The organism is Streptomyces sp. NPDC007863 (genome assembly GCF_040633895.1).
In the GTDB taxonomy this organism is placed as follows: domain Bacteria; phylum Actinomycetota; class Actinomycetes; order Streptomycetales; family Streptomycetaceae; genus Streptomyces.
In genome coordinates this window covers 80,039-92,283 of the sequence record NZ_JBEYEI010000008.1, presented here as the reverse complement: position 1 = coordinate 92,283, position 12,245 = coordinate 80,039, and the positions used below count along the sequence as shown (strand labels likewise).

The following is a 12,245-nucleotide window of genomic DNA, read 5'->3' as shown; positions in this document are numbered from 1 at the left end:
AAGTTACGGACGCGTAGGGCGACCAAGCGCTCACACGGGACGGGCGGGTGGCATGACCTCAGCAGTGGCAAGCGAACTGACCGCGGAACTGCGGGGGTTCAGGGAAGTACAGCAGCTCTCCTACGCCTGCGCGGAAGCGGTCGCGGCCCAGCTCAGGCCGGGCGTGACCGAGCGCGAGGCGGCGCGGATGCAGCGCGAGTGGCTGTACGAGCGCGGGGTGAAGGACTGGTTCCACCGTCCCTTCGCCTGGTTCGGGGACCGCACCGCCTTCGTCGACTTCAGGATCCCCCTGCAGTTCTTCCCCACCGACAAGCGCCTGGAGCCGGGGATGCCCTTCATCCTCGACATGGCGCCCGTCTACAAGGGGTACACGGCCGACATCGGCTACAGCGGCTGCCTCGGGCTCAATCCGCTGCACGACAAGCTCCTCGCCGATCTGCGCGAGCACCGCGAGCTGATCCTCCGCGAGGTGCGCGAGCGCCGCAGCCTGCGCGAGATATACGAGGACGTGGACCGGCTCATGGTCCGCCAGGGGTACGCCAACCGGCACCGGGCCTATCCCTTCGGCGTGATCGCCCACAAGATCGACCGGGTGAAGGAGCGGAGGTTCGCCCCCACCCTGTTCGGCTTCGGCACCCAGTCCCTCAAGGGCCTGCTGAGCGACGCCGTGCACGGCCACCGGGACGGCTGGTCGCCGCTGTGGTCCCCCTACAAGTTCTCCGACCACCCGCCCACCCCGGGCCTCTGGGCGGTCGAGCCGCACCTCGGATTCCGGGGGACGGGCGCGAAGTTCGAGGAGATCCTGGTCGTCACCGACTCCAGGGACCCCGAGCAGAGCGCGTTCTGGCTGGACGACGACCTGCCGCACGTGCGGCGGTGGAACGAAGGAGCGGTCTGATGGCGGGCGCGGGACTCAAGGGGGCGCGGGAGCGCCGGGTCCGTACGGGCGGGATCGAGCTGTGCGTCGCCGAGCTCGGCGACGCCGACCGGCCGACGGTGCTGCTCGTGCACGGCTACCCGGACTCGAAGGAGGTCTGGTCCGAGGTCGCGGCACGGCTCGCCGAGGAGTTCCACGTCGTGCTCTACGACGTGCGGGGCCACGGGCGTTCGACGGCGCCGGCGCCGCTGCGCGGCGGCTTCACCCTGGAGAAGCTGACCGACGACTTCCTCGCCGTCGCCGACGCGGTCAGCCCGGACCGGCCGATCCACCTCGTCGGGCACGACTGGGGCTCGGTGCAGTCGTGGGAGTTCGTCACCGTGCCGCGCACCGAGGGCCGGATCGCCTCCTTCACCTCCATGTCGGGCCCGTCGCTCGACCACTTCGGGCACTGGATCAAGAACCGGATGACCCGCCCCACCCCGCGCCGGGTCGGGCAGCTCCTCGGCCAGGGCGCCAAGTCCTGGTACGTGTACATGCTGCACACCCCGGCGCTGCCGGAGATGGCCTGGCGCGGTCCCCTCGGCAAGCGCTGGCCGAAGCTCCTGGAGCGGATCGAGAAGGTCCCGGCCGGCGACTACCCGACGGCCTCGCTGCCCGACGACGCGGCCACCGGCGCCTGGCTCTACCGGGACAACGTCAGGGCGCGCCTCTCCCGGCCCCGCCCCGACGCCTTCGCGCACGCGCCCGTGCAGCTGATCACCCCGACCGGGGACTCCTTCCTCTCCGAGCGGCTCTACGACGACCTGGGCACCTGGGTGCCGGAGCTCACCCGGCGCACCCTGCCCGCGAAGCACTGGGTGCCGCGCACCCGCCCCGACCAACTGGCGGCGTGGATCACGGACTTCGTCCGCACCCACGAGGAGCCGGAGACGCGGGCGCCCCGACCGGTGGCGGAGTCGACCGCGAAGAGCGGCGTGAAGCCGGAGTACGCGGAGCGGTTCGGCGGCCAGCTGGTGCTGGTCACCGGCGCCGCCAGCGGCATCGGGCGGGCCACCGCCTTCGCCTTCGCGGAGGCCGGTGCCCGGGTCGTCGCGGTCGACCGGGACGCCGAGGGCGCGGCCAGGACGGCCGAGATGGCCCGGCTGATCGGCGCCCCGGAGGCGTGGGGCGAGGCCGCGGACGTCTCCGACGAACAGGCGATGGAGAAGCTGGCGGCCAAGGTGGCCGACGAGTACGGGATCGTCGACGTCCTCGTCAACAACGCGGGGATCGGCCTCACCGGATCCTTCTTCGAGACGACCGGCGAGGAGTGGAAGCGGGTCCTGGACGTCAATCTGTGGGGCGTGATCCACGGTTGCCGGGTGTTCGGGGCGCAGATGGTGGCGCGCGGCCAGGGCGGCCACATCGTCAACACCGCCTCGGCGGCGGCCTTCCAGCCCTCGCGGGCGCTGCCGGCGTACAGCACCTCGAAGGCGGCGGTGCTGATGCTCAGCGAGTGCCTGCGGGCCGAGCTGGCGGACCGCTCCATCGGGGTGAGCGCGGTCTGCCCCGGGATCGTCAACACCAACATCACCGCGACCGCCCGCTTCGCCGGGGTCACGGACGCGGCGGAGGAGAAGCGGCGGCAGCAGAAGGCCTCGCGGCTGTACGGGCTGCGGAACTATCCGCCGGAGAAGGTGGCGGACGCGATCCTGGACGCGGTGCTGCACGACCGGGCCGTCGTGCCGGTCACCCCGGAGGCCCGGGGCGCCCACGCCCTCTCCCGGCTGGCCCCGGGCGCGCTGCGCGCCCTGGCCCGCTGGCAGCCGCCGGCGTAACCGCGGGGGCCCGGGCGGGCGGTCGGTCGTACGATCCCTCGCAGCAGGGGCCCCGCGCGGGGTGGAACGATCGGCCGGTGGGAGCGGGATGTCCGAGCAGTCAGCAGTGCGAGCGGAGTACCGGATCGAGGACCTCTCCCATCACAGCGGGGCCACGGTCCGGACCATCCGCGCCTACCAGGACCGCGGCCTGCTGCCCCGCCCGGAGCGGCGGGGCAGGTCGAACGTGTACGGGGACAGCCATCTGGCCCGGCTGCGCCAGATCGCCGACCTCCTGGACCGGGGCTACACGCTGGCCTCGATCAAGGAGCTCCTCGACGCCTGGGACACCGGACGGGGGCTCGGCGGGGTGCTCGGGCTCGTCGCGGAGGTCCAGGGGCCGTGGACGGACGAGGAGGCGGCCCGGATCACCCGCGCGGAGCTCGACGCCCGCTTCGGCGGCGACCCGGACGAGGACGCCGTGCGGGAGGCGGTCGAGCTCGGCGTCCTGGAGCGGGTGCCGGGCCGGGAGGCCGAGGAGTACCTGGTCCCCAGTCCCCAAGAGCTTGCGGTGGCCGTGGAGTTGCACGCGGCCGGTGTGCCGCTCTCCGCGATCACCGGTCATCTGAGGGAACTTCGGGAGCAGGTCGAGCACATAGCGTCCCGTTTCCTGGAGTTCACCACCGAGCACGTCTTCGCCCGTTATCTGGAGCACCGGCCGCCGACGGACTCCGACGCGGCCGAGGCGGCGACGATGGTGCGGCGGCTCCGCCCGCTCGCCCAGCAGACGGTGGACGCCGAACTGGCCCGCGCCATGCGAATCCTGGCGACCCGTCACCTCCAGGTCCACCTCTCGCCCGAGGGACCGCCGCCGAGGGGCGACGAGCCGCGTCCGGTGCCGATCCCGGCGGACACGATCAGGGCCGTACAGGCGCTGGTTGGCCCGGAGGCCGTCGCGGCGTTCCTGACGGCGGCGGCGGAACGCGAGGTCAACAAAAGGACATTGGACGCATTGACGCTAAATGCCCTGAATTCCCCCACCGTTCAATAAACCGCTTGATTCCCTGGGGCAGTTGTCCACAGAATCCTCAACTGGCTTGTGGATAACTCATGTTGGCTGTGGATCAAACCTGAACGGGGAAGAACGATGGACGAACGTCGCACGGTGAAGGTGTCCAAGTACCTCTCGAAGCACCTGCGGCACCAGCCGGAGAGGATCGGCCTGGTCCTGGACGCGCACGGCTGGACCGAGATCGACGCGCTGCTCGCCGCCGCGGCCGCCCACGGCTTCCCGATCGCCCGCGCGGAGCTGGACCACGTGGTCGCCTCCAACGACAAGCGGCGGTTCGCCGTCGAGGGCACCCGGATCCGGGCCAACCAGGGCCACACGATCAGCGTCGACCTCGGCCTGCCGGCCGCCGAACCGCCCGCGTACCTCTACCACGGTACGGTCGCCGACCGGCTGCCCGCGATCCGGGCGGAGGGCCTGCGGCCCATGGCCCGCCACGACGTCCACCTCTCCCCCGACCGCGAGACGGCGACCCGGGTCGGGGCGCGACGGGGCCGGCCGGTGGTGCTGAGCGTGGACGCGGGGGCGATGCACCGGGCGGGCCACGAGTTCCGGGTCAGCGCCAACGGGGTCTGGCTGACGGCCGCCGTACCGGCGGAGTTCATCCGCTTCCCCGACTGAGCCGGGCGGCCACCGCCCGGATCCGTCCCCCACAGGCCTCCCCCACGGCTGAGGCATGATCGGGTCATGTCGCACCCGCACCTGCCCAGCACCCAGGCCGCCGTCAACGCCGTCCGCGCCCTCGCCCGGGAGTTCGGCCTGGAGTTCACCGTGACCGACGACATCGGCGCGGACCAGACCTCGCGCCGCACCGCCGCCGGCGCCTTCCGCGTACTGGACGAGGACGGCTCGCTGCCGCACGAGGCCTATGTCGAACTCGGCGGCTCGCCCTCCGTCTCCGTACAGCTCTACCCCGAGGACGACGCCCGGATCATCGTGGACGGCGTCGAGTTCGCCGACGTGCCGAGGGACGCCGTCCCCGGCTTCGTACGGGCGCTCCACACCGGTCTCGCCCACGTGAAGGGACGGTTCTTCCCGCCCGGCCAGTGGCTGATCGTCCCGGTGCCGGGCGGCGCGACGTACAAGGAGCTCATCCCGCAGATGACACTCACCCCGTGGCTGAGCTCCCGCGTCCGCTGACGGATTCCGTATCCGGTCAGCCGAGGCGCGCCAGGGCCTCCGTGGCGATCGACTCGAAGACGTCCCGGTCGGCGGCGAACACCGAGTCCTGGATCGGCCAGTGGATCACGATCTCGGTGAAGCCGAGGTCGCGGTGGGTGCCGGCGAAGTCCACGAAGGCCTCCAGGGAGGAGAGCACCCCGTTCTTCTCCGGGGTGAAGCCGGTGAGCAGGACCTTGTCCAGCTCGGCCACGTCCCGGCCGACGTCCGCGCACGCCTTGCCCAGCCGCTCGACCTGACCGCGCAGGGCCTCCACCGACTCGGCCGCCGTCCCCGACTCGTACAGCTTCGGGTCGCCGGTCGTCACCCACGCCTGCCCGTGGCGGGCGGCGAGCCGCATCCCGCGCGGGCCGGTCGCGGCGATCGCGAAGGGCAGCCGGGGGCGCTGCACACAGCCCGGGATGTTGCGGGCCTCGTCGGCCGAGTAGAACGCGCCGCGCTCCGTCACCGCGTCCTCGGTGAGCAGCCGGTCGAGCAGCGGGACGAACTCGGCGAGCCGGTCGGCCCGCTCCTTCGGCGTCCACGGCTCCTGGCCGAGCGCGGTGGCGTCGAAGCCGTTACCGCCGGCGCCGATGCCGAGGGTGACCCGGCCGCCCGAGACGTCGTCGAGCGAGATGAGCTCCTTGGCCAGCGTCACCGGGTGCCGGAAGTTGGGCGAGGTGACGAGGGTGCCCAGGCGCAGCCGGTCCGTGGCGGTCGCGGCGGCGGTCAGGGTCGGCAGGGCGCCGAACCACGGGCCGTCCCGGAAGGTGCGCCAGGACAGGTGGTCGTAGGTGTACGCGGCGTGGAAACCGAGCTCCTCGGCCCGCTGCCAGGTGGCACGGCCCCCCTCGTGCCAGCGGTCGACAGGAAGGATCACGGTGCTCAGACGCAGACTCATGCCCCGAGCGTACGTCGACCACGCGACGGGGGCCTTCCCGCGGGCCCGCCCCCGAAGACGTCCAGCTCACACGCTCCCTCCCCGCCCGGCCACTCAAATGTGCGGGGACACGCACGCCCGTGCGTCCGGTGCGGCACCATAAGGAGGTGACCTCTCCCCACCTCTCCTCCCGTGCTTCCTCCCGGCCCGCCCGTCTCGTCGCCACCGATCTCGACGGCACCCTCCTGCGCGACGACAAGTCGGTCTCCGAGCGGACCGTGGCCGCCCTCGCCGCGGCCGAGCGGGCGGGGATCGAGGTCTTCTTCGTCACCGGCCGCCCGGCCCGCTGGATGGACGTGGTGAGCGCCCACGTCCACGGCCACGGCCTCGCCATCTGCGCCAACGGCGCGGCCGTCGTCGATCTGCACGCGGGCGGCACCTTCCAGCAGGTGCGCCCGCTGCCCCGGCCCGCCGCCCTCGACGTCGTACGCGCCCTGCGGGCCGCCGCGCCCGGCACCAGCTTCGCCGTCGAGATGACCACCGGGATCCACTACGAGCCGCTGTACCCGCCGTTCTTCCTCGACCCCGGCGCCACCGTCGCCACCGCAGAGAAGCTGCTCTACGAGGAGGCGCCCGACGCCGCCGCTCCCGTCCTCAAGCTGCTCGCCCAGCACCCCGAGCTCGACCCCGACGTGTTCCTGGCGACGGCCCGGGAGGCCGCCGGCCACCTGGCCTCCTTCACCCGCTCCAGCCCCACCGCGCTCATCGAGATCAGCGCCCTCGGCGTCTCCAAGGCGTCGACGCTCGCCCTCTGCTGCGAGCAGCGCGGCATCGCGCCGGACGAGGTGGTGGCCTTCGGCGACATGCCGAACGACATCGAGATGCTGAGCTGGGCCGGCCGCTCGTACGCGATGGGCAACGCCCACCCCGACGTCGTCGCCGCCGCCTCCGGCCGCACCATCGGCAACAACGACGACGGCGTCGCCGTCGTCATCGAACAGCTCGTCGCCGAAGCGGTCGCGGCGCGCAGCGCGGGCGACGAGCTCTAGAGCGGCGCCTCCCACACCACCGACGTGCCGCCGCCGTCCTCGGCGAGGCCCGGGCCGCACCAGCTCGCGCCGCCGAGGGACTCGGCGCGGCGGGCGAGGTTGCGCAGTCCGCTGCGACGGCCGCCCTCGGGCAGGCCGACGCCGTCGTCCGCGACCGTGAGCCGCACGCCTGGCGTCCCGTCCGGCAGCGTCACGGTCGCGTCGACGGCGACCTCGATGCGGCCGGCCGAGGCGTGCCGGAAGGCGTTGGAGAGCGCCTCGCGGAGCGCGGCGATGAGGTTCTTGCCCGTCAGCTCGCCGACGGTGGCGTCGATCGCGCCGAGGAAGCGGTGCGCGGGCTTGAAGCCCAGCGGCACCGCCGCCATGTTGATCTCCCGCAGCACGCGCGTGCGCAGCCCCGACGGCGCCTCCGCCGGGCCCTGCTGCAGGGCGAAGATCGCCGTGCGGATCTCCTGGATGGTCACGTCCAGCTCGTCCACGGCCTTGCCGACGCCCTCCTGGACGGCCGGCACCACCGCCTTCCGCTGGGCGCTCTCCAGCATCATCCCGGTGGCGAAGAGCCGCTGGATGACGAGGTCGTGCAGGTCACGGGCGATCCGGTCGCGGTCCTCGAAGACCGCGAGCCGCTCCCGGTCGCGCTGGGCCTCGGCCATCATCAGCGCGAGCGCGGCCTGCGAGGCGAACTGGGTGGCGAGGGTCCGCTCCGCCTCGGAGAAGGGCCGGGCGCCCCGGGCCCGGGGCATCGCGAGCGCGCCGAGCACCCGGCCGCCGCTCTGCAGCGGCAGCAGCATGCTCGGCCCGTAGAGGGAGGTCAGCCGGCTGATCATGCGCGGGTCGGTGGAGGCGTCCTGGACGAAGACCGCCTCGCCCTCCAGGAGGAGCTCCACGACCTGGCTCTCCGGCGGGATCACCATGCCCAGGGACTTGGTGGCGCGGGCCGACGAGACGGCGACGATCTCCAGGCCGCCCTCCTCGGCGGGCAGCAGCACGATCCCGGCGTCCGCGTCGGCGAGCCGCCGGGCCTGTTCGGCGACGACGGCGAGGGCGTCGTCGGCGTCGCCGCCGGAGAGCAGGGCGGTGGTGACGGCGACGGAACCGTCGATCCACCGCTCCCGCTGGCGGGCGGCCTCGTAGAGACGGGCGTTGCCGATGGCGATGCCCGCCTCGGTGGCGAGCACCCGGACCATGTGCTCGTCGTAGTCGTTGAACTCCTCGCCGTCCCGCTTCTCCGCGAGGTAGAGGTTGCCGAAGATCTCGCCCTGGACGCGGATGGGGACGCCGAGGAAGGTCCGCATGACCGGATGGCCGGGCGGGAAGCCGGCCGAGCGCGGATCGGCGGAGAGATCGGCGAGCCGGATCGTCCGGGGCTCGCGGATGAGCGCGCCGAGCAGCCCGGCGTGCCCGTCCGGCCGGCGCCCGATGAGCCGGGCCACGTCCTCGCCGACGCCGTACGTGACGAAGTCGGAGAGGCCCTTGCCCTCCTCGTCGACGACCCCGATGGCCGCGTAGCGGGCGCCGGCCAGCTCGGCCGCGGTCTCGCAGATCCGGTCGAGGGTGGTGTGGAGTTCGAGCCCGGTGCCCACCGACCGCATCGCCTCGAGCAGCTGCGGCACGCGGGCGGTCAGCTCCGTGGAGAGCCCCTGAAGGCTGCGGGTGGCCTCGGTGGCGGCGACCAGGGGGTCCGGGGAATCGGGCGTGGCGGCGGTCATGGCCCTGAGCCTAGTTAGTCCTATTTGGAGAGAAAAGTCGGACGGCCGGACGGGGTCGGCGTGGCACCGGCGAGGAGCAGATCGGTCGCCCGCTCCTGCTCCAGCATCCGCCGCAGCGGCCCGTCCGCGGCGGCGAGCTCGGCGTACGGTCCGCGCTGCACGGTCCGGCCGCCGTCCAGGACCACCACCTCGTCGACCGCGTCGAGCCCGTGCAGCCGGTGGGTGATGAGGACGGTGGTACGGCCTTCGGTGGCGCGGAGCAGGTCGTCGGTGAGGGCGTCGGCGGTGGCCAGGTCCAGGTGCTCGGCCGGCTCGTCGAGGACGAGGACCGGGAAGTCGGCGAGGAGCGCGCGGGCCAGCGCGAGCCGCTGCCGCTGGCCGCCGGAGAGCTTCGACCCGTGCTCGCCCACCAGGGTGTCGAGCCCGTCGGGAAGTCCGTCGACCCAGTCGAGCAGCCGGGCCCGGCGCAGCGCCTCCCGCAGCTCCCCGTCGCTCGCGTCCGGCCGGGCGAGCCGCAGGTTCTCCCGCAGGGAGCTGTCGAAGAGGTGCGCGTCCTGCGCGCACAGGCCGACGAAGCGGCGTACGTCGTCGCCGTCGAGCTCCCACGCGGGCACCCCGCCGATCCGGTACGTCCCCGCCTCCATGTCCAGGAAGCGCAGCAGCACCTGGGCGAGCGTGGTCTTGCCGGAGCCGGAGGCGCCGACGACGGCGACCCGGCGCCCGGCGTCGAGGGTGAGCGCGAAGCCGTCGAGCGCGGGCCGCTCCTGCCCGGCGTACCGGGCCGAGAGCTCCGCGAGCTCCAGCGGGAACGGCCCGGCCGGGGGAGCGGCGGGCACCGCCGGCTCGTGTACGGGGACGGGCGCGTCGAGCACCTCGAAGACCCGCTCGGCGCTGTGCCGGACCCGCCGGCGGTACTGCACGGCGAGCGGCAGCCCGGTCACGGCCTCGAAGGCGGCGAGCGGGGTGAGGACGACGACCGCGAGCGCGACGCCGTCGAGCCTGCCGTCCCGGACGGCCTGCACGCCGACCCAGGCCGCGGCGACCACCGTCAGACCGCACACCAGGGCCGAGAGCCCGGCGCCGAGCGCGGCCGCGGCGGACTGCCGGGAGGCGATGCCGGTGAGGGTCCCGTCGGCGGCCCGCGCCCGGTCGAGCCGGTCCCTCAGCGCGCCCGCCACGGTCAGCTCGGCGCAGCCGCGCAGCGGATCGGCGACGGCCGTCGCGAGCGCCCCGCGCGCCGGGGCGAGCCGCTGCTCGGCCCGGCGGGCCAGCGCGGCCCCCAGCGGCGGCACGAGCACACCCGCCACGAGCAGGCCCACCGCGAGCACGGCGCCCGCCTCGGGCAGCAGCCAGGCGGTGAAGCCGACCGCGCCGAGCCCGACGACGAGCGCGGCACCGGCCGGAAGCAGCCAGCGCAGCCAGTAGTCCTGGAGGGCGTCGACGTCGTGGACGAGCCGGGCGAGCAGGTCGCCGCGCCGGGTGCGGCTCAGTCCGGCCGGGGCGATCCGCTCCAGGCGGGAGTAGACGGAGACCCGCAGTTCGGCGAGCATCCGCAGCACGGCGTCGTGCGAGACCAGCCGCTCGGCGTACCGGAAGACGGCCCGCCCGATGCCGAAGGCGCGGGTGGCGGTCACGGCGACCATGAGGTGCAGCACGGGCGGCTGCTCCGAGGCCCGCGAGATGAGCCATCCGGACACGGCCATGAGTCCCACGGCCGACCCGAGCGCGAGGCTCCCGAGCAACAGCGCGAGCCCCATCCGCCCCTTGAGCTCCCCGGCCATGGACCGGACACGGGCGAGCGCGCCTCGCTCCGGTACGGACCCCGGCCCGGCCGCCTCCGCGGCGGGCACGGCCTCGGCCACGGCCTCGGGGGCGACGACGGGAGCCGCCGACACGGGCCCGTCCGCGCTCTCCGCGCCCCCGGCGGCCTCATCCTCCGGTACGGCCACCGTCCCGACCGTCACCACGCGGTCCGCCACCGCGAGCAGCGCCGGCCGGTGCACCACGAGCAGCACCGTCCGCCCGGCGGCGAGCCGCCGCACCGCGTCGACGATCCCCGCCTCCGTCTCCCCGTCGAGCGCCGCCGTCGGCTCGTCGAGGAGCAGCAGCGGCCGGTCCGCGAGGAAGGCCCGCGCCAGCGCGAGCCGCTGCCGCTGCCCCGCCGAGAGCCCGGCGCCGTCCTCGCCGAGGACGGTCCCGGCCCCCTCGGGCAGCGCGTCCACGAAGGCGTCCGCCCCGGCGTCCCGGAGCGCCGCCCGCACCTCCTCGTCATCGGCCCCCGGCCGGGCGAGCCGCACGTTCTCGGCGATCGTCCCGGCGAAGAGGTACGGCCGCTGGGGAACCCACGCGATCCGCTCGCGCCAGGCCTCCGGGTCCAGCTCCGCCAGGTCCACGCCCCCGATCCGTACGCTGCCCTCCTCCGGCTCCGTGAAGCCGAGGACGACGTCGAGCAGGGTCGACTTCCCGGCGCCGCTGGGCCCGACGAGCGCGACCGTCTCCCCCGGCTCGACGGTGAGGCTCGCCGCGTCCAGGGAGGGCTCCGCGCGCCCCGGGTGGCGGACCGTCACCCCGTCGAGCTCCAGCCGCGTCTCGGCCGGCACCGGCCGCGTACCGCCGCCGCGCACCGGGGTCTCCAGGACCTCGAAGATCTCCTCGGCCGCCGCCAGCCCCTCCGCCGCCGCGTGGAACTGGGCGCCGACCTGACGCAGCGGCAGATACGCCTCGGGGGCGAGGACCAGGATGACGAGCCCGGTGTAGAGGTCGAGGGTGCCGTGGACGAGCCGCATGCCGATGGTGACGGCGACCAGCGCCACCGACAGAGTGGAGAGCAGCTCCAGGGCGAAGGAGGAGAGGAAGGCGATCCGCAGGGTGCGCATGGTCGCCCGCCGGTAGTCGGCGGTGATGGCGCGGATCGACGCGGCCTGGGCCTTCGCCCGGCCGAAGACCTTGAGGGTGGGCAGCCCGGCGACGACGTCGAGGAAGTGGCCGGAGAGCCGGGAGAGCAACTTCCACTGCCGGTCCATCCGGGCCTGGGTGTACCAGCCGATCAGGATCATGAAGACCGGGATGAGCGGCAGGGTGACGACGATGATGGCGGCCGAGACCCAGTCCTCGGTGACGATCCGCGCGAGGACCGCAACCGGGACGACGACGGCGAGACCGAGCTGGGGCAGGTAGCGGGCGAAGTAGTCGTCGAGCGCGTCCACACCTCGGGTGGCGAGCGCGATGAGCGAGCCGGTGCGCTGCCCGCCGAGCCAGCCGGGCCCGAGGGCGGTGGCCCGCTCCAGGAGCCGGCCGCGGAGTTCGGACTTGACCGCCGCGCTGGCCCGGTGGGCCGCGAGCTCGGTCAGCCAGGAGACCAGCCCTCGGGCCACCGCGACCCCGGCGAGCAGCAGCAGGGGAGTGGACAGCGCGGAAACCGAGAGGCCCTGTTGGAAGGCGCCCACCACGATCTCGGCGATGAGCATCGCCTGGGCGACGACCAGCCCCGCCCCGACCAGGCCGAGCACCACGACCGCGACGAGGAAGACACGGGTCGCCCGGGCGTACCGGAGGAGACGCGGGTCGATCGGTTTCACGTGAAACATTCCCCTCTGAAGGAAAGCGCCCAGGGCATCGGTTTCACGTGAAACATGCCCCTCTGCATCGTCGCCCGGGCCCTCGCGGACCCGGGCGACGACGGCACTGGCAGGCGCCGGCGGCTG

At 73.9% G+C, this 12,245-nt stretch carries 9 protein-coding genes; 6 read left to right on the top strand and 3 right to left on the bottom strand.

Features of this window, described 5'->3' with window-relative positions:
- The first annotated feature begins 52 nt into the window (after positions 1 to 52).
- The 5 genes from ABZ621_RS14760 (at position 53) to ABZ621_RS14740 (ending at position 4,885) form a co-directional block, all read left to right on the top strand.
- Entirely contained in the window at positions 53 to 898 is an 846-nt protein-coding gene (locus ABZ621_RS14760) for a M24 family metallopeptidase (protein ID WP_360604306.1), read from the top strand.
- A complete protein-coding gene (locus tag ABZ621_RS14755) occupies positions 898 to 2,697 on the top strand; it encodes an SDR family oxidoreductase (RefSeq protein ID WP_360604304.1) in 1,800 nt (599 codons plus the stop codon). Before ABZ621_RS14760 ends, ABZ621_RS14755 begins: the two co-directional genes overlap by 1 nt.
- A gap of 88 nt (positions 2,698 to 2,785) precedes the next feature.
- Positions 2,786 to 3,727, top strand: a complete 942-nt coding sequence (locus ABZ621_RS14750; protein WP_360604302.1) for a MerR family transcriptional regulator — start codon at positions 2,786 to 2,788, stop codon at positions 3,725 to 3,727.
- A gap of 96 nt (positions 3,728 to 3,823) precedes the next feature.
- Positions 3,824 to 4,366 (top strand): RNA 2'-phosphotransferase, encoded by a 543-nt coding sequence (locus ABZ621_RS14745; protein WP_360604300.1) that lies wholly within the window; start codon positions 3,824 to 3,826, stop codon positions 4,364 to 4,366.
- Between the two features lie 66 nt (positions 4,367 to 4,432).
- Positions 4,433 to 4,885: a hypothetical protein gene (locus ABZ621_RS14740; protein WP_360604298.1), complete on the top strand. Its 453-nt coding sequence runs from the start codon at positions 4,433 to 4,435 to the stop codon at positions 4,883 to 4,885.
- A gap of 16 nt (positions 4,886 to 4,901) precedes the next feature.
- Here ABZ621_RS14740 and ABZ621_RS14735 read toward each other — a convergent pair whose 3' ends face one another.
- Positions 4,902 to 5,804 carry an LLM class flavin-dependent oxidoreductase gene (locus ABZ621_RS14735; RefSeq protein ID WP_360604296.1) on the bottom strand — a complete coding sequence of 301 codons (903 nt, stop codon included), beginning with the start codon at positions 5,802 to 5,804 and terminating at the stop codon, positions 4,902 to 4,904.
- A gap of 146 nt (positions 5,805 to 5,950) precedes the next feature.
- Between ABZ621_RS14735 and ABZ621_RS14730 the strand changes: the two genes are divergently transcribed.
- Positions 5,951 to 6,832 carry an HAD hydrolase family protein gene (locus ABZ621_RS14730; RefSeq protein ID WP_360604294.1) on the top strand — a complete coding sequence of 294 codons (882 nt, stop codon included), beginning with the start codon at positions 5,951 to 5,953 and terminating at the stop codon, positions 6,830 to 6,832.
- Here ABZ621_RS14730 and ABZ621_RS14725 read toward each other — a convergent pair.
- Both ABZ621_RS14725 and cydD read right to left on the bottom strand, forming a co-directional pair.
- Positions 6,829 to 8,541, bottom strand: a complete 1,713-nt coding sequence (locus ABZ621_RS14725) for a GAF domain-containing protein (RefSeq protein ID WP_360604292.1) — start codon at positions 8,539 to 8,541, stop codon at positions 6,829 to 6,831. The two genes, ABZ621_RS14730 and ABZ621_RS14725, sit on opposite strands and share 4 nt — an antisense overlap.
- Before the next feature lie 20 nt (positions 8,542 to 8,561).
- The gene (gene cydD, locus ABZ621_RS14720) at positions 8,562 to 12,119 is read right to left on the bottom strand and encodes a thiol reductant ABC exporter subunit CydD (RefSeq protein WP_360604290.1); all 3,558 of its coding nucleotides are present in this window, start codon (positions 12,117 to 12,119) and stop codon (positions 8,562 to 8,564) included.
- Positions 12,120 to 12,245: the final 126 nt, after the last annotated feature.